This window comes from Flavobacterium riviphilum, assembly GCF_055231795.1.
This window is the reverse complement of the sequence record NZ_JBUYSY010000010.1, coordinates 24902-42992: the sequence shown is the minus strand read 5'-3', so window position 1 is coordinate 42992 and position 18091 is coordinate 24902. Positions and strand designations below refer to the sequence as shown.

The following is an 18091-nucleotide window of genomic DNA, read 5'->3' as shown; positions in this document are numbered from 1 at the left end:
CTGATGAAAAATATTAAAATCACTTTGCTTACTCTAATGGGACTGTTTTTGTTTCAGTCTTGTTCAGAAGATATCATGGATGATATCAACTCGAATCCCAATGAACCTACTGATGTCCCAAGTAGATTAATCATTACCGATGTCATGGTGGCTTCTGCATTTCAACTTACAGGAGCGGATAACTCTTTTTATGCTGGGGTGTATTCTGAATTGAATGCAGGAAATCACAATCAAACCTATAAAGCACAAATTAGAGATGGAGAACCACAAAAATCGTCTACTTATAATAATTCTTGGAATACGAGTTACAGACAATTGCGTGCTTTAAAAATTATCATTGAAAAATGTAGTGCAAACGGAGCAGAAAAAGGAAATTTCCAAACATTAGGTGTAGCACAGATTTTATATGCCTATAATTTAGCGATGCTAACCGATTTATTTGGTGATGTGCCTCATAGCGAAGCTTTAAATATTCAAAATCTTCAGCCTAAGTTAGACAAGCAAGAAGTAATTTATCAAGAGGTTTTCAGATTATTAAATGAAGCTGTGGTAAATTTAGGTAAAACGACCTCATATGCTAGTTTAGGTGCTCAAGATGTAATATATGGAGGTAATTCTTCAAAATGGATAAAAGCCGCCAAAGGGTTGTTAGCTCGATATACAATGCGCTTGTCATTAGTAAAACCAAACTATCAAGCAGTTATTGATTATGTAGATGCTTCTTTTGCCAATGCAAGCGAAGAATTCAAATTGGTTAATAGCGAAATTCCAAATCCATATGCTCGTTTCGAAATGGATAGAGGAGGATTGTGTGTAGCCAAAAGTTTTTATGACTTAATGAAAGCAAACGGTGCTGCTGATGCCAGAACTGCCGTGTTTTTTACAAAGAAAAATGGAGTAGTTAATCCTATGGATAACTCTTTGCCATTACCAGCTGAAGCGCAAGGGGTATATTCAATTTCAGGAATTATGAGCGAGAAAAATCCAATTTATGTGTTAGGCTATCATGAATTGTTATTCTTAAAAGCAGAAGCTCAAGCTAGATTAGGTAAAAACGCTGAAGCACAAGCTACTTTGAATCAAGCGATTTCAGCGGCCTACAAAAAACAACAAGTAATTACATTTACTCAAGCTCAAGCGGATACTTACATTGCATCTATCGGTACGTTAACAGGTAGAGATTTGTTGAAAAAAATTATGGTTGAAAAGCACATTTCTTTCTATGAAAACGAGGGGATTGAAGATTATAATGACACGCGTCGTTTAGCTGCTATGGGAGATGGTGATTTGATACCATTAGTGAATGCTAGACCAGACTTATTTCCACAACGATTTAGTTATGGTGCTTCAGATGTGTCTGCCAATGTGCACGTAAGAGAAGCATTTGGCGACGGATCATATGTGTACACCGAAAAAGTTTGGTGGGCAGGAGGAACTCGATAGTTTCTAAATCTCTCCAAAAATTTTAAATAGACCACTCATAGTAATATGGGTGGTTTTTTTATGGGGTTGTTTTAAGTTTTATTTAAAGGTTGTATTGCTTTTGTTTTGTTGATTTTTTTATTTTGTAAAATCCATTTTGGCTTGAATCAAATTACGACAGTTGAATTATATTCAAGATTTTAAATAAACATAAAGTTAGTTGAGGTGATTTTTTAAGTTGAATGGTAGTTGTTGAAAATACAATACATAAATGAAAATAAATAAAGGCTGTCTCAATGATTTAGAGACAGCCTTTTTATGGTAAACAATAATTTAAAATGTTTTTTTAAACATTTATTGATTAACTGGAGTTTTAGTTACAATAGAAGGTATAGGATTTGGAGTGTTTGGATTAGCATTGATTTCAACTTGTGGGTAAAGTAATCGTTGAGGTGTTCCTGCAAATCCAGTTTTAAGTTTAATTTCAGCAGCATTATTGGTTCTTCTGTAATCTGTGAAACTTTCAAAATTACCCATTAAGTAAACATATTTTTCTTCTAGAATTTCTCTAATAAGCGCGTTTTGATCTGTTAAAACGGTACTCTTCTTATTTTCAATACCTCCTGCTGCAAAGTCAGCAGCTATATATGGTTCGTATTTGAAGGTTAATTGATCCTCTCCGTCAAAATACCCAGTATTAGCGGTTATGCCAGATTTTACACTGCCGGCACCAATGGAGTATCCTTTATTAATTATGTTTCTATAATTGTTATAAGAAGCTAAGCCGGTTGCGAATCCTGCTCTAGCATCTGCTTCAGCAATGATTAATAACATTTCACCATAAGTAACCATAGGCAAGTCAGAGTCACTTCCAAATTTACCATTGTCTGGTAATCCGTTATCTTTTCCTCCTTTTTCTCCCCAATAATCAGTGCTGTAGATGTTTAATCCATATGGAGAGAAATATTCTTGGTTATAACAGAAGGCGTAGCGTGCACTTTCGTCAGTTTTAGCATTTCCTCGGTATTCTGCAGCAGAAGGATCAAGTAGTCTTGCTCCATATCCGTCGCCAGACATATAATCATCTCGGTCATACACTAAAAAGGAATAATATGGATTGAAATCTTGATAACTTGAATTACCGAATTTCGCGATAAAATCTTCATCATAACTTGCAATACCTAGCAATGCATTCGCTTTGGCTTGAGCATAGTTTTTAACATGCAAGTAGTAACGCGCTTTTAAAGAATAAGCTAATTTGATCCATTTACTAGCATTTCCATTGTAAGAAATATCTTGAGCGCTTGGTATACCAGCGCCTTTTACAGTAGATAGATTAGCAATAGCTTTGTCTAAAAGAAGTTGTAATTTGTTGTAAATGTCAACTTGTTTGTCGTATTTAGGAGCTAAAGTTTTACCAGTGATGTCTATTTCGCTGTAAGGAGCATCACCATATAATGAAGTAATTGTTCCCATACAGTGCGCTTCAAGTACTTGGCAGGCGCCTGCCAATCTCGGATTGTTTTCTTGTGTAGCTTTTAGGGCAGCAATTTTTGCATTGGTTATACAGTTTACGTAACCAATGTTCCAATTGTCATCGAATTGAGAGGCTGTAGACAGGTTCCAATCGTTTAATGATACATATTGTCTGTTTTCTCCATTTGCTTGATTTAGCCAAACCATTATATCTCTAGCATTTCCACTGGTATGGAAAAATTGGTCTGCCAAAATAACACCTTGAAATAAATTTTTTGCATCACTATCTAGTATGCCATCAGGGTCAACATTGTAATCGTCCACAAAATCAGTACAACTGAATAATGTAATCGCTACAAGGCATAGACTTATCGATTTTTTATATATATTTTTCATTTTTAGAATTTTAAGTTTACGCTAAATATTATTGATTTAGTGTTAGGGGCATTGAAGTATTGTAAACCTCGTCCATTGGATGCACCTGTAAGGTTTGATTCAGGGTCTTGCCCTAAATCAGCTTCTGTCCATAACCATAAGTTTCTACCTGTTCCTGTGAAAGTGATGCTTTCCAGTCCTAGGTTTTTCTGGCTTAAATTTAAGTTGTAAGACAATGAAAGTTCTCTCCATTTAATCCAAGTAGCAGATTTTACAAACTGTTCTGAAACAGGTCCAAATCCACCCCCTAAAGCTTGGTACCAACTTTGATCCAACAAAACTGGGCCTGCGCCGAAGTCTCTAAGATTACCTCTAACGGTTCCAGGGGCAATAGTTTGTCCTGCGTAGTTTTTAGTAGGTGTTGTTAAGGTAACTTCATTGGCGGTTTCTAATGTTTTTCCGAAGTTATTTAGTGCTCCACTTGTTCCATCCCATAAATCACCACCAATTGATGCGTCAAATAAAGTGCTTATCTTGAAACCTTTATACGAAAATGAAGTTCCTATGGCTCCTCTCCAATCTGGGTTTGGATCACCAATTATTCCTTCGGAATTTGCTACCACGGGGAATCCATTAGCATCTAAAATAAGGGTTCCGTCTTCATTTCTGTCAAATTTACCGCCCCAAAGTACTCCTAATGGTTGATCTAATACGGCTCTGGATGAAGCTCCTGTAAACCCATTTAAAAATAATGATGAAGTTCCTACTAAATGTGTTACTTTGTTTCGGTTACTACTCCAGTTACCGAAAAGATTCCATTTTAATTCTGAACTGGCGCCTAGTAAATTAGCATTAAATTCAACCTCTATACCTCTATTTTGAATAGTAGCAAGATTTCCGTATTGAGAACTATATGTAGCACTACCATTTAATGGTACATTTACGATCAAATCTTTAGTCTCATTGCTGTAATAAGTTGCGTTGAAAGTGATTCTTTTGAAAAATTCTAAATCAAGACCTAGTTCCATTTCTGTTTTGATCTCGGGCTTCAAATTAGTATTTCCACTAAAATCAGCTCTTTGAAAAGATCCTTGGTAAGCTCCTGCATCATATGCTGCTCCCCAACCTTCTTCCCCTGCTGCACCATTAAAATACGTTGTGCCGGCATAAGCTGATGGTATTGAGGCAATTTGACCGTAAGTTGCCCTTAGCTTTCCGTCAGTTAAAATTTCGCTTTCTAGGTTATTGGTGAATTTATATCCAAATTCAGCAGTTGGATAAAAATACACCTTTAAATTTGGGTCATAGGTTGAAGAGGTTTCAAATCGTCCTCCTAAGTTTAAAAATAAAAAGTTTTTATAATCAAATGCTGCAGAAAAATAACCACCGCTTAGTTTAGAGTAGGTTCTGTTTAAGAATGTAGTTTTGTCTTCAATCAGAGCGTTATCATATGAAAACCCGTTGTAGTCAATCAAGAAATTTTTATAAGAACCTCCTCTTTGGTCATAATTAGTTTGTGAAAAGTTAATACCTGCTAAATAAGACACTCCAATGTTTTCGTTTATTTTCGCATCACCTAAAGCGATCAAATCCGCATTAAAAGATTTGAAATCAGTTACGCTCTCGCTAGCACTTCCATTTCCACCGTTTTCAGAGGAGTTCATAGGGAACATTGTTATTCTCTTGTCACTATAGCCGTCTAACCCTAATCTCGCTAGGACTGCGACATATGGGCTGAATGTATGTTTCAATTCGAACCCACCAATGTAACGATCAACAGTGTTGGGGTTTTTTTGAATATCGGTAGTCCATAAAGGGTTGTTGTAGCTAGGGTTTGTGTCTCCTGACCAAGTACCTACATCTTGACGATAAGCTCTGTGACTATTAGTTTGAATTAAACCATTGGTTTGATAATTAGTACCGATAAAATCTCGGTTATCAAAATCAGAAGGAGTTCTATATAGTCCAAGGTATAATCCGCTTAAATTTGAACCTGTTTGAATTCTGTTGGAACTCACAGAAGAATACCCAAATTTGGTTTTGAATGTTGTTTTGTCAGCAATTTTAGATTCCGAAGTGAAATCAACACTGGTTCTGTTATAGGTCGAATTTCGGATAATCCCTTTTTGATCTGTGTTTCCTAAGCCTAAGTAGAAGCTCGTGTTTTCACTCCCGCCACTAATTCCCACGTGGTTATCAAAAAGTAAACCATCACCTATTACTGCATCCATATTGGATTTTTGGAAATTAGCATTACTTCTTTTTCCTCCTGCTGCAATAGGGTAAATTTTTCTTCTATCATTAGTTAAGAAATATTGGCCAGTTGTATTGTAAATATCTTCTCCTCCAGGTCTAGATGATATTTTGTCTCCATAAGAGTTGGCGTTATTTCTTCTCCAAGTACCCCCTGTGCCTTGTCCAAATTTGTCTTGAAGCTTAAACTCAACGTTAACCTTGTCGAAAGAAACTGAAGAATTTACATCTATGGAAATTTTCCCTTTTTTTCCTTTTTTTGTTGTGATTAATACCACACCATTTGCAGCTCTATATCCCCATAAAGCCGCAGCAGAGGCTCCTTTTAGTACTTGTACATTTTCAATATCATTGGGGTTGATGTCGTTTAGACGGCTTTGTTGGGCAACTCCAGCTGTATTACTACCAATTTCGTCATTTGATATAGGTGTTCCATCAATAACAAATAATGGTTGTGTAGAACCTGTAATTGAGTTTTGTCCTCTAATTTGGATGTATGCCCCTGATCCTGGATCTCCTGAATTAGAAACAATAGCCACTCCTGATGCTTTTGCAGATAAACCTTTAATTAGTGATGTTTCTCCGGAATTTTTGATTACATCACCTTTAACTTTTGAAAATGCAGACGCTTTTTCACTTTTTTTAACTTCAATACCTAGTGTATTAATTACCACGCTTTCAAGTTCCATGGCAGAACTTCCCATTTTAACATTTACAGTAGTAGATTTAGCAACTACTTCTTCTGTTTTCATACCAACATAGCTAAACACTAAGGTTTGGTTGGCTTCTGCTTTGATGGTGTATTTTCCATCAAAATCCGTTTGAGTTCCTGATTTTGTTCCTTTAACTAATACACTCACTCCTGGTATAGGCATGCCTGCATTGTCAGAAACGGTTCCAGAAACAGATCTTTCTTGCGCAAAGGTTAGTTGCGCCATTAGTACTACAAAAAGTACTAAGAGTCCATTGAACTTTAGTTTCATTATTAAATTGTTTTGAATTAGTTCTTCAAAACTCTTAATAATTTGTTAACTATCCTAATGAATTTGTGTTTTTTTTAACCTGTGGGTTAAAAATTAACATTATAAGATAAGTTAAGAATAGTGTTAAATATCGAATTATCCTTTGTGTTATTGGTGTTATTGGCTAGTGATATTGTGAAAAAACCATTATTTGTTGATAATGCAGTGCCAAAACCTATGCATAGTAACTTGTTAAAATTTTTATGATTTGACAAAATTGCGCTATCGTTTTGGTAGATTCCGAAATCGAGTATGGAGTGCAGGTATAGTTTGTTGCTGATGTGATAACGGTATTCAGTGGCAAGGGTGCTAACGTAGTTTCCAGAGAGGCTGTTTTCTGGAATTCCTCTAATGGATTGTAGGCCGCCAAAACGGACAAGTTCATTTTCTAAGTATTTTTCACTTTTTAGGTAGAAGTTTTGAGTTTTTAAATTTAGGCTGTTTTTGTTATTGAAATAGAAGGTGTGAAATGCATTGACAGAAATAAAAAATTGGCTATTGTTGGTTGTTGTTAAGGTGTTGTTGGTGGTTCTTTTGCCATTGCCTACTCTAATTGAAATAGAGGTTTGGAGCGGGAATATGGAGTGTTGGTTGTCTTTTTTTTGATAGTGATAGCCGAGTGTGATAAATTGATTTCTAAAGTCGCTAATAGTTGATTGGTTGTTTTGTATGTCGCTTGAAGTTGTTGATTCAAGCCCTAATGAAATTTTACTAGGAAAGCTTGTGTTCCATTGTAGGTCAATGTTGGTTTTTGAATTTTGGAAAATGCTATCTTGTTTGAATAGGTCTAATTGTGTCTTAAGGCCTAATGGGGATTTGAAAAGGTAGGATAGTGTGAGGCTGGTTTTGAAGGTGGTTTGGTTGTTGCCGTCGTTTCTCCAGTTTAAATAAAATTCTTCTCCGCTTTTTAATGCGTTATGGAGTTTTAGGTCTAAGTAGCCATTTAGTTGTAATTTTTTTTCATTGGAGTTGTTAAAGCCGATAAATCCATCAAAATAATTGGCTTTTTTCTTTTCAATATATACATAAACAATGGAAGAGTCTTTGCTGAAAAGGACTTCAGAGGGTTTGGTTAATGTGATAAAAGGAATTTTTTCGAATTCTGCTGAAAGCGTTTGTAGTGATGCGGTGTGTAAAGTTTTGTTTAAGATTTTTTTTTTGATTTGATGTAGGTAGTTTTTGGGGATGATACCTGTGGTGGGTGTGGTGGAGGTGGTTTTTAAAACTAAGTGATCGATGGTTCTTCTTTGAGAAATTTCATATTTGATTTCGGCAATAAGAGAATTGTTTTGTTTTTTGATATTGGCAAGGCGGAGTTTTGATAGAGGGTGGCCTGCTTGTTGGATAGCGTTTAGTGTTTCGTTAAGGAAATTTTCTACTTCATCTATTTTTAAATAGAGGGTGTCGTTGTTAGTTCGTGTTTTGATATAGGGTTTTATGGTTGAATTTTCTCCTATATATATATGTAGGTTTTTTGTTGGTTTTTTCAAGTGAAATATAGATGAAAAAAGGCTGTCGTTGTTTTTTAAAATGCTGTCATGTTCGTTTTCTAGAAATCCTATTTTTTTGAGTTTTTCAGAAGTTAGTTTGATTTCGTTTTTAATGGATTGGAAGTTTTTGTGGTAGTGGGTATAATTCAGAGAGTCAATTATATGTGTTTCTGTTTTGGATTCTCCGTTGAGAATAAGTTGAAGTTTTTGTGCGTTACATGGGGTGTAAAGCAAAAGAAATAATAGGAGGGAAAAGAAGTGTTTCAATGTTTTTTGTTTAAAAAAAAGATAACGCAAATATCTAACGAATGTTATGGATTTCATAATCTAAAAACAAGGATGTTGAAAATTAATGGATTAAGGTTTGTATAGTGAAAATTATTTTATACATTTGCAACCCCGTAAAAAGCGGGAATTTAATATAATAAGAAATTTTTAGTATTAATTATGCCAACAATTCAACAATTAGTAAGAACAGGAAGAACTCAGATAACTAAGAAGAGTAAATCGGTTGCTTTAGATTCTTGTCCTCAAAGAAGAGGGGTTTGTACGCGTGTTTACACTACTACACCAAAAAAACCAAACTCTGCAATGCGTAAAGTGGCGCGTGTACGTTTGACAAATGGTAATGAAGTGAATGCTTACATCCCAGGAGAAGGGCACAATCTACAAGAGCACTCGATAGTATTAGTTAGAGGTGGAAGGGTAAAAGATTTACCAGGTGTTAGATATCACATCGTTCGTGGTGCGCTTGATACGTCAGGTGTGGCTGGAAGAACGCAAAGAAGATCTAAGTATGGTGCAAAACGCCCAAAAGAAGCAAAAAAGTAATTTAAAAAGTTAAATGCATTGATTTTAAAACGGAATATTCTGTTTTGAAAGGCTATGTTACTGACAAAAAATTAAAAAAAGACATGAGAAAAAGAGCGGCAAAGAAAAGACCACTTTTACCAGATCCAAGGTTTAATGACCAATTGGTAACACGTTTTGTAAACAACTTAATGTGGGATGGTAAGAAATCAACAGCTTTTAAAGTTTTTTATGATGCAATTGATATCATTGAGAACAAAAAGCAAAATGACGAGAAATCAGCTTTAGAAATCTGGAAAGATGCTTTAACTAACGTTATGCCTCACGTAGAAGTACGTAGTCGTAGAGTGGGTGGTGCTACTTTTCAAATTCCTATGCAAATTAGACCAGACAGAAAAATATCTATGGCAATGAAATGGTTGATTCTTTATGCAAGAAGAAGAAACGAAAAATCAATGGCTCAAAGATTGGCTTCTGAGTGTTTAGCTGCAGCGAAAGAAGAAGGTGCTGCTGTTAAGAAAAGAATGGATACTCACAAAATGGCAGAAGCTAATAAAGCATTCTCTCACTTTAGATTTTAATTCGTATAGAAATGGCTAGAGATCTTAAATATACAAGAAACATAGGAATTGCGGCTCACATTGATGCTGGTAAAACCACAACAACTGAGCGTATTTTATTCTATACTGGAAAATCACACAAAATTGGTGAAGTGCACGATGGTGCTGCAACAATGGACTGGATGGCACAAGAGCAAGAAAGAGGTATTACTATTACTTCAGCTGCTACAACTTGTGAATGGAATTTCCCAACTGAGCAAGGTAGATTATTACCAGATTCTAAACCATATCACTTTAACATTATCGATACTCCCGGTCACGTGGATTTTACCGTAGAGGTAAACCGTTCTTTACGTGTATTGGATGGATTGGTATTCTTGTTTAGTGCGGTGGATGGTGTAGAGCCTCAATCAGAAACTAACTGGAGATTAGCAGATCAATACCGTGTTCCGCGTATGGGATTTGTTAATAAAATGGACCGTCAAGGTTCAAACTTCTTAGGAGTTTGTCAGCAAGTTAAAGACATGTTGAAATCAAATGCTGTTGCAATTACTTTGCCTATCGGTGAAGAGGCTGATTTCAAAGGTGTGGTTGATTTGGTGAAAAATCAAGCTATTGTATGGCATGATGAAACACAAGGAGCTACTTTTGATATCGTTGATATCCCTGCGGATATGGTGGATGAAGTAAAACATTATCGTTCAATTCTTATCGAAGAAATCGCTACTTATGACGAAAATCTTTTGGATAAGTATATGGAAGATGAAAACTCTATTACAGAAGAAGAAATCAATACTGCATTAAGAGCAGCTACTATGGATATGGCAATTATTCCTATGATTGCTGGTTCTTCTTTCAAAAACAAAGGAGTTCAATTTATGCTAGATGCAGTATGTAAATACTTGCCTTCTCCATTGGATAAAGAAGGTATTAAAGGTATTCATCCTGATGATGCTGAATTGTTAGAAGAAGATCAAACTCAAATCTTGCGTAAGCCAGATGTAAAGGAACCATTTGCTGCCTTGGCATTTAAAATTGCTACTGACCCATTCGTAGGTCGTTTAGCGTTCTTTCGTGCTTATTCAGGAAGATTGGATGCTGGATCTTATGTGTTGAATACACGTTCTGGAAACAAAGAAAGAATTTCTCGTATCTACCAAATGCACGCTAACAAACAAAACCCAATCGAATATATCGAAGCTGGAGATATTGGAGCTGCTGTTGGATTTAAAGATATCAAAACTGGGGATACTTTGTGTGATGAAAAACACCCAATTATTCTTGAGTCAATGAAATTCCCTGCGCCGGTAATTGGTATTGCTATTGAGCCTAAAACTAAGGCTGACGTGGACAAAATGGGTATGGCTTTGGCAAAATTAGCTGAAGAGGATCCAACGTTTACTGTTAGAACAGATGAGGCTTCTGGGCAAACTATTATCTCAGGTATGGGTGAGTTGCACTTAGATATCTTAGTAGATCGTATGAAACGTGAGTTCAAGGTGGAAGTAAACCAAGGAGAGCCACAAGTAGAATATAAAGAAGCGTTTACAAAAACTGCTCAACACAGAGAGGTTTACAAAAAACAATCAGGAGGTCGTGGTAAATTCGGTGATATCGTATTTAGAGTGGAGCCTGCTGATGAAGTGGATGGTAAAGTGCCTGTAGGATTGCAATTTGTGAATGAAGTAAAAGGTGGAAACGTACCTAAGGAGTATATTCCTGCGGTTGAGAAAGGTTTCCGTGAAGCTATGAAAACTGGTCCATTGGCAGGTTATCAAGTGGATAGTTTAAAAGTTACATTGTTAGATGGTTCTTACCACCCTGTAGATTCTGATGCGCTTTCTTTTGAGTTGGCGGCTAGAATGGGGTATAAAGAGGTTGCTAAAGCAGCTGGAGCTATTATTCTAGAGCCAATCATGAAAATGGAAGTTATTACGCCAGAAGAAAACATGGGAGATATCGTTGGAGATATTAACCGTCGTAGAGGTCAGGTAAATGACATGGGTGATAGAAATGGTGCAAAAACTATTAAGGCTGATGTGCCATTGTCAGAAATGTTTGGGTATGTTACAACTTTAAGAACTTTGTCTTCTGGTCGTGCTACATCAACAATGGAATTTTCACACTACGCTGAAACACCTTCTAATATTTCAGAAGCAGTTATCAAAAAAGCAAAAGGAAACGCATAATCTTTAAGAAAATGAGTCAAAAAATCAGAATAAAATTAAAATCTTACGATCATATGTTGGTAGATAAATCTGCTGAAAAGATTGTAAAAACAGTAAAAACTACTGGTGCTGTAGTAACAGGTCCAATTCCTTTGCCTACTCACAAAAAATTATTTACCGTGTTGCGTTCGCCTCACGTTAACAAGAAAGCAAGAGAACAATTTGAGGTTATGTCTTACAAAAGATTAATCGATATTTACTCTTCTTCTTCTAAAACAATCGATGCTTTGATGAAGTTAGAATTGCCTAGCGGAGTTGAAGTAGAAATCAAAGTTTAAGTAGAGCTTTAAAACAATAAAGAACGCTTTTTTTAAGTCTAAAAAATATTTTTTGGATTGTGTGTAAATAAGTTATACCTTTGCACCCACTTTTAAAAAATAGGATGGACTTAAAAACTGCGTTCTATATTTATATTTTAATAATTAATAATTAATATTTATGTCTGGGTTAATTGGTAAAAAAATCGGCATGACTAGTATTTTCGATGAAAACGGGAAAAACATTCCTTGTACAGTAATTGAAGCAGGTCCATGTGTCGTTACCCAAGTCAGAACCAAAGAGGTTGACGGGTATGAAGCGTTGCAACTTGGTTTCGATGACAAAAATGAGAAACATTCCAATAAGGCGTCTTTAGGACACTTTAAAAAAGCTGGAACTGTTGCGAAGAAAAAAGTCGTTGAATTTCAAGATTTTGCAACCGAACAAAAATTAGGAGATCTTATTGATGTGTCTATTTTTGAAGAAGGAGAATTTGTAGATATACAAGGTGTATCTAAAGGTAAAGGTTTTCAAGGGGTTGTGAAACGTCACGGATTTGGTGGTGTTGGACAAGCAACTCATGGTCAACACAACCGTTTGAGAGCGCCAGGTTCTGTAGGAGCTTCATCTTATCCATCTAGAGTATTCAAAGGAATGCGTATGGCTGGAAGAATGGGAGGAGAAAATGTAAAAGTTCAAAACCTTAGAGTTTTAAAAGTGGTTTCTGATAAAAACTTACTTGTTGTAAAAGGATGTATTCCTGGGCATAAAAACTCTTATGTAATCATTCAGAAGTAATGGAAGTAAAAGTATTAGATTTCAACGGAAAAGATACTGGCAGAAAAGTACAACTTTCTGATTCAGTATTCGCAATCGAACCGAACAAGCATGCAGTTTACCTTGATGTTAAACAATATTTAGCAAATCAAAGACAAGGTACTCACAAAGCAAAAGAAAGAGCTGAGGTAACTGGAAGTACTCGTAAGATTAAAAAACAAAAAGGTACAGGTACAGCTCGTGCAGGAAGTGTTAAGAATCCATTGTTTAAAGGTGGAGGAACTGTTTTTGGACCTAGACCTAGAAGTTATTCATTTAAATTAAATAAAAATTTAAAACGTTTAGCTAGAAAATCAGCCTTCTCTATAAAAGCTAAAGAATCAAATATTATCGTTTTAGAAGACTTTAGTTTTGATACACCAAGTACTAAAAATTTCATTAACGTTTTGAAAGCTTTAGAGTTAGAAAACAAGAAATCACTTTTTGTTTTGGGTGATGTTAATAAAAATGTATATTTGTCGTCTCGTAATTTACAGACTTCAAATGTATTAAGTAGTTCAGAATTAAGCACTTACGCAATTTTGAACGCTAATAATTTAGTGCTTTTAGAGAGTTCTTTGGAGGTAATTGAAGAAAATTTAAGTAAATAATAGGATATGAGCATCATAATTAAACCTATAGTAACGGAAAAAATAACCAAAGAAAGTGAAGTTTTGAATCGTTTTGGATTCGAAGTGAACAGAAAAGCTAACAAAGTTGAAATTAAGAAAGCTGTTGAAGCTGCTTATGGAGTAACTGTGGTTAGTGTGAACACTATGAATGTAAGACCTGACAGAACTACTAAATACACTAAAAGTGGTTTAATCAGTGGAAAGACAAATGCTATTAAAAAAGCAATTGTACAAGTACAAGAAGGAGAAACAATTGATTTTTACAACAATATCTAAGATAGAAAAATGTCAGTTAGAAAATTAAAACCTATTACCCCGGGTCAGCGTTTTAGAGTTGTGAATGGTTATGACGCCATTACAACTGATAAGCCGGAACGCTCTTTGATAGCGCCGATAAAAAACTCAGGAGGTAGAAATAGTCAAGGAAAGATGACCATGCGCTACACAGGTGGTGGTCACAAGCAGAGATATCGTATTATTGATTTCAAACGTACTAAAGTAGGAATTCCTGCTACTGTGAAATCAATTGAATACGATCCAAATCGTACTGCATTTATCGCGTTATTAGCGTATGCTGATGGTGAGAAAACCTATATCATCGCACAAAATGGATTACAAGTAGGACAAACTGTAGTATCAGGTCCTGAATCTCAACCAGAAATTGGTAATACTTTACCATTAAGCAGAATTCCTCTAGGAACTGTAATTTCTTGTATTGAGTTACGACCAGGTCAAGGTGCTGTTATCGCTCGTTCTGCAGGTACTTTTGCTCAATTAATGGCTAGAGATGGTAAATATGCTACTATCAAAATGCCATCAGGTGAAACAAGATTGATTTTGTTAACGTGTTCTGCTACAATTGGAGCAGTTTCTAATTCTGATCACCAATTAGTAGTGTCAGGTAAAGCTGGTAGAACTAGATGGTTAGGAAGAAGACCAAGAACAAGACCAGTAGCGATGAACCCAGTAGATCACCCAATGGGTGGTGGTGAAGGACGTTCTTCTGGAGGACATCCACGTTCAAGAAACGGAATACCTGCTAAAGGTTATAGAACACGTTCTTTGAAAAACCCGAGTAATAAGTATATCGTAGAACGTAGAAAGAAATAATAAGATATGGCACGTTCATTAAAAAAAGGACCTTTCGTTCATTATAAATTAGAGAAGAAAGTTGAAGAAAACATTGCTGGTGGCAATAAAGGAGTGGTTAAGACTTGGTCTAGAGCTTCTATGATTACACCTGACTTTGTTGGTCAAACTATCGCAGTTCATAACGGTCGTCAATTTGTACCAGTTTACGTAACTGAAAACATGGTAGGACATAAATTAGGAGAGTTTTCACCAACGAGATCTTTTAGAGGTCATGCTGGAGCAAAAAATAAAGGTAAAAAATAAAAGAAGCAATGGGAGTTCGTAAAAGAGAAACAGCAGATGCGAGAAAAGAGGCTAATAAGTCTATCGCTTTCGCGAAGTTAAATAACTGCCCTACTTCACCTAGAAAAATGCGCTTAGTAGCAGATCTAGTAAGAGGTCAGAAGGTAGAAAGAGCACTTAACATATTAAGATTTAGTTCGAAAGAAGCTTCAAGAAAATTAGAAAAACTATTATTATCAGCTATCAATAACTGGGAGCAAAAAAATAGTGAAGCTAGTTTAGAAGAAGCAGGATTATTTGTTAAGGAAATCCGTGTAGACGGTGGTATGATGTTGAAAAGACTTCGTCCAGCGCCACAAGGTAGAGCACACAGAATAAGAAAACGTTCCAATCACGTAACCATCGTGTTAGGAGCTATCAATAACACACAAAGCAATTCTTAAGCAGCATGGGACAAAAGACAAATCCAATTGGAAATAGACTTGGTATCATCAGAGGATGGGACTCAAACTGGTATGGTGGAAATGATTACGGTGATAAAATCGCTGAAGATCACAAAATCAGAAAGTATGTTCATGCTCGTTTATCAAAAGCTAGTGTATCTAAAGTAATTATCGAAAGAACACTTAAACTTGTAACCGTTACTATCACGACAGCTAGACCTGGTATCATTATTGGTAAAGGTGGCCAAGAGGTAGACAAGTTGAAAGAAGAACTTAAGAAAATTACAGACAAAGAGGTTCAAATTAACATCTTTGAAATTAAAAGACCTGAACTTGACGCGTATCTAGTTGCTACAAGCATCTGTCGTCAAATTGAAAGCAGAATTTCTTACAGAAGAGCTATTAAAATGGCCATCGCAGCCTCTATGCGTATGAATGCTGAAGGAATTAAAGTGCTTATCTCTGGTCGTTTGAACGGTGCTGAAATGGCGCGTTCAGAAGGTTTTAAAGAAGGAAGAATTCCTCTATCAACTTTCAGAGCTGATATTGATTATGCTTTAGCAGAAGCTCATACTACTTATGGTAGAATGGGAGTTAAAGTTTGGATCATGAAAGGTGAAGTTTATGGTAAAAGAGAACTTTCTCCACTTGTAGGTATGGATAAAAAACAAGCAGGTGGAAAAGGAGAGTCTTCAAGAGGAGACCGCAAATCTTTTAACAAAGGTGGTAAACCAGACGCTCGTAAAAGAAAGTAAATTTTTAAATTAAAGAAAAATGTTACAGCCTAAAAGAACAAAGTACCGTAAGGTACAAAAGGGTAGAATGAAAGGGAATTCTCAAAGAGGACATGAACTTTCAAATGGAATGTTTGGAATTAAATCTGTACACGAAACTGGTATGTTCTTAACTTCACGTCAAATCGAAGCAGCTCGTATTGCTGCAACGCGTTACATGAAAAGAGAAGGTCAGTTGTGGATTAAAATTTTCCCAGACAAACCAATTACTAAGAAACCACTTGAAGTACGTATGGGTAAAGGTAAAGGTGCTGTTGAATATTGGGCAGCCGTTGTTAAACCCGGAAAAATTATGTTTGAAGTAGGCGGGGTGCCATTAGCTATCGCGAAAGAAGCGTTACGTTTAGCGGCTCAAAAACTTCCTGTTAAAACTAAATTTGTTGTTGCAAGAGATTTCGAAGCATAATCTATATTATTATGAAACAATCAGAAATTAAAAATCTTTCTGCAGCGGAGTTGCAAGAAAAATTAGGTCAAACTAAAAAGCTTTATGCTGATTTAAAAATGGCGCATGCTATTTCTCCGATCGAGAATCCACTTCAAATTAGAAGTGTACGTAGAACGGTTGCTAGATTAGCTACAGAACTTACTAAAAGAGAATTACAATAATTGTAATCTGCTGAAAGATGGAAAAAAGAAATTTAAGAAAAGAAAGAATAGGTGTGGTTACTTCAAACAAAATGGATAAATCTATTGTTGTTGCTCAAGTAACTAAAGTAAAACACCCATTATATGGTAAGTTCGTGTTGAAAACAAAGAAATTTGTAGCACACGACGAAACAAACGACTGTAACATTGGTGATACTGTAAGAATTAGCGAAACGCGTCCTTTGAGTAAATCAAAATGTTGGAGATTAGTTGAAATCATTGAAAGAGCTAAATAATTATGGTACAACAAGAATCAAGACTAAAAGTAGCAGATAACACTGGAGCTAAAGAAGTTTTAACTATCCGTGTTTTAGGGGGTACTAAAAGAAGATATGCCTCTGTTGGTGACAAAATTGTAGTTTCTATCAAAGATGCAACTCCAAACGGAAACGTGAAAAAAGGAGCTGTTTCAACTGCAGTGGTTGTACGTACCAAAAAAGAAGTGAGAAGAGCCGATGGATCTTACATCAGATTTGATGACAATGCTTGTGTATTGTTAAATGCAGCTGGTGAGATGAGAGGAACTCGTGTTTTTGGTCCAGTTGCAAGAGAACTTCGTGAAAAACAATTCATGAAAATTGTATCATTAGCACCAGAAGTGCTTTAATTCGTTATAAGATGATAAAGCTAAAAATAAAATCAGGAGACATTGTAAGAGTAATTGCTGGGGATCATAAAGGAGCCGAAGGTAAAGTTTTACGTGTTTACCGTGAAAAAAACAAAGCGATTGTTGAAGGTGTAAACATGGTTTCGAAACATACTAAACCTAGTGCAAAAAACCCTCAAGGTGGTATTGTTAAAAAAGAAGCTTCTATTCAAATTTCAAACATTGCTCTTATAGATCCTAAAACAAAGGAGACTACAAGAGTAGGTATTAGAGTAGAAGGAGATAAGAAAGTAAGATTTGCAAAAAAATCTAATCAAGTACTATAGAGATGGCATATATACCTAGACTAAAAGAAGAATATAAGAGCAGAGTTATTGCTGCTCTTAAAGAAGAGTTCGGTTACTCAAATATCATGGAAGTTCCTAAATTGGAAAAAATTGTTTTGAGTAAAGGAGTTGGTGCAGCAGTATCTGATAAAAAACTAATCGACTATGCTGTTGAGGAGTTAACAAAGATTACTGGACAAAAAGCTGTAGCTACTATTTCTAAAAAAGACGTTGCGTCTTTTAAATTAAGAAAAGGAATGCCAATTGGAGCAAAAGTAACTTTACGTGGCGAAAGAATGTATGAGTTTTTAGATAGACTTATTACTGCATCTTTACCACGTGTAAGAGACTTTGGTGGAATTAAAGCAACTGGTTTTGACGGAAGAGGTAATTATAATTTAGGAGTTTTAGAACAAATTATTTTCCCTGAAATTGATATTGATAAAGTAAATAAAATTTCTGGAATGGATATTACCTTTGTTACTTCTGCTAAAACAGATAAAGAAGCAAAGTCCTTGTTGGCTGAATTAGGTTTACCTTTTAAAAAGAATTAAGAT

21 protein-coding genes are annotated in these 18091 nt (G+C 35.6%); 18 read left to right on the top strand and 3 right to left on the bottom strand.

What is annotated here, in order from left to right; all coding sequences use genetic code 11:
- The first annotated feature begins 3 nt into the window (after positions 1-3).
- Positions 4-1443: a SusD/RagB family nutrient-binding outer membrane lipoprotein gene (locus tag ACZIX2_RS10105; RefSeq protein WP_463339965.1), complete on the top strand. Its 1440-nt coding sequence runs from the start codon at positions 4-6 to the stop codon at positions 1441-1443.
- Between the two features lie 333 nt (positions 1444-1776).
- Here the strand turns inward: ACZIX2_RS10105 and ACZIX2_RS10100 are convergent, their stop codons facing one another.
- From ACZIX2_RS10100 to ACZIX2_RS10090, 3 genes are all read right to left on the bottom strand, one after another.
- Positions 1777-3294, bottom strand: coding sequence for a SusD/RagB family nutrient-binding outer membrane lipoprotein (locus ACZIX2_RS10100; RefSeq protein WP_463339964.1), 1518 nt, complete (start codon positions 3292-3294; stop codon positions 1777-1779).
- 2 nt (positions 3295-3296) lie between these two features.
- The gene (locus ACZIX2_RS10095) at positions 3297-6509 is read right to left on the bottom strand and encodes a SusC/RagA family TonB-linked outer membrane protein (RefSeq protein ID WP_463339963.1); all 3213 of its coding nucleotides are present in this window, start codon (positions 6507-6509) and stop codon (positions 3297-3299) included.
- Between the two features lie 86 nt (positions 6510-6595).
- Complete coding sequence (locus ACZIX2_RS10090) at positions 6596-8305, bottom strand: BamA/TamA family outer membrane protein (RefSeq protein WP_463339962.1); 1710 nt, start codon at positions 8303-8305, stop codon at positions 6596-6598.
- 180 nt (positions 8306-8485) lie between these two features.
- Between ACZIX2_RS10090 and rpsL the strand changes: the two genes are divergently transcribed.
- From rpsL to rplE, 17 genes are all read left to right on the top strand, one after another.
- A complete protein-coding gene (rpsL, locus tag ACZIX2_RS10085) occupies positions 8486-8869 on the top strand; it encodes a 30S ribosomal protein S12 (RefSeq protein ID WP_007136570.1) in 384 nt (127 codons plus the stop codon).
- A gap of 83 nt (positions 8870-8952) precedes the next feature.
- Positions 8953-9429 (top strand): 30S ribosomal protein S7, encoded by a 477-nt coding sequence (rpsG, locus tag ACZIX2_RS10080; protein ID WP_463340010.1) that lies wholly within the window; start codon positions 8953-8955, stop codon positions 9427-9429.
- 11 nt (positions 9430-9440) lie between these two features.
- The gene (fusA, locus tag ACZIX2_RS10075; protein ID WP_463339961.1) at positions 9441-11597 is read left to right on the top strand and encodes an elongation factor G; all 2157 of its coding nucleotides are present in this window, start codon (positions 9441-9443) and stop codon (positions 11595-11597) included.
- A gap of 11 nt (positions 11598-11608) precedes the next feature.
- Positions 11609-11914 carry a 30S ribosomal protein S10 gene (rpsJ, locus tag ACZIX2_RS10070; RefSeq protein WP_007803605.1) on the top strand — a complete coding sequence of 102 codons (306 nt, stop codon included), beginning with the start codon at positions 11609-11611 and terminating at the stop codon, positions 11912-11914.
- A 160-nt stretch (positions 11915-12074) separates the two neighbouring features.
- Complete coding sequence (gene rplC, locus ACZIX2_RS10065) at positions 12075-12692, top strand: 50S ribosomal protein L3 (RefSeq protein WP_463339960.1); 618 nt, start codon at positions 12075-12077, stop codon at positions 12690-12692.
- Entirely contained in the window at positions 12692-13321 is a 630-nt protein-coding gene (rplD, locus tag ACZIX2_RS10060; protein ID WP_463339959.1) for a 50S ribosomal protein L4, read from the top strand. The genes rplC and rplD overlap by 1 nt, the downstream gene beginning before the upstream one ends.
- 6 nt (positions 13322-13327) lie before the next feature.
- Positions 13328-13618 (top strand): 50S ribosomal protein L23, encoded by a 291-nt coding sequence (gene rplW / locus ACZIX2_RS10055; protein ID WP_463339958.1) that lies wholly within the window; start codon positions 13328-13330, stop codon positions 13616-13618.
- 9 nt (positions 13619-13627) lie between these two features.
- Entirely contained in the window at positions 13628-14452 is an 825-nt protein-coding gene (rplB, locus tag ACZIX2_RS10050) for a 50S ribosomal protein L2 (protein ID WP_463339957.1), read from the top strand.
- Between the two features lie 6 nt (positions 14453-14458).
- Positions 14459-14737 carry a 30S ribosomal protein S19 gene (gene rpsS / locus ACZIX2_RS10045; protein ID WP_024981511.1) on the top strand — a complete coding sequence of 93 codons (279 nt, stop codon included), beginning with the start codon at positions 14459-14461 and terminating at the stop codon, positions 14735-14737.
- Positions 14738-14745: 8 nt separating this feature from the next.
- Complete coding sequence (gene rplV, locus ACZIX2_RS10040; RefSeq protein WP_024981512.1) at positions 14746-15159, top strand: 50S ribosomal protein L22; 414 nt, start codon at positions 14746-14748, stop codon at positions 15157-15159.
- A gap of 5 nt (positions 15160-15164) precedes the next feature.
- Positions 15165-15914: a 30S ribosomal protein S3 gene (gene rpsC, locus ACZIX2_RS10035; protein ID WP_463339956.1), complete on the top strand. Its 750-nt coding sequence runs from the start codon at positions 15165-15167 to the stop codon at positions 15912-15914.
- Between the two features lie 19 nt (positions 15915-15933).
- Positions 15934-16359: a 50S ribosomal protein L16 gene (gene rplP / locus ACZIX2_RS10030; RefSeq protein WP_463339955.1), complete on the top strand. Its 426-nt coding sequence runs from the start codon at positions 15934-15936 to the stop codon at positions 16357-16359.
- 11 nt (positions 16360-16370) lie between these two features.
- Entirely contained in the window at positions 16371-16562 is a 192-nt protein-coding gene (rpmC, locus tag ACZIX2_RS10025) for a 50S ribosomal protein L29 (RefSeq protein WP_463339954.1), read from the top strand.
- A 17-nt stretch (positions 16563-16579) separates the two neighbouring features.
- On the top strand, positions 16580-16837 hold the full coding sequence (gene rpsQ, locus ACZIX2_RS10020) for a 30S ribosomal protein S17 (RefSeq protein ID WP_159687102.1): 258 nt from the start codon (positions 16580-16582) through the stop codon (positions 16835-16837).
- A gap of 2 nt (positions 16838-16839) precedes the next feature.
- On the top strand, positions 16840-17208 hold the full coding sequence (gene rplN, locus ACZIX2_RS10015) for a 50S ribosomal protein L14 (protein ID WP_007803649.1): 369 nt from the start codon (positions 16840-16842) through the stop codon (positions 17206-17208).
- An 11-nt stretch (positions 17209-17219) separates the two neighbouring features.
- Complete coding sequence (gene rplX / locus ACZIX2_RS10010) at positions 17220-17534, top strand: 50S ribosomal protein L24 (protein WP_463339953.1); 315 nt, start codon at positions 17220-17222, stop codon at positions 17532-17534.
- A gap of 2 nt (positions 17535-17536) precedes the next feature.
- A complete protein-coding gene (gene rplE / locus ACZIX2_RS10005; RefSeq protein ID WP_463339952.1) occupies positions 17537-18088 on the top strand; it encodes a 50S ribosomal protein L5 in 552 nt (183 codons plus the stop codon).
- Positions 18089-18091: the final 3 nt, after the last annotated feature.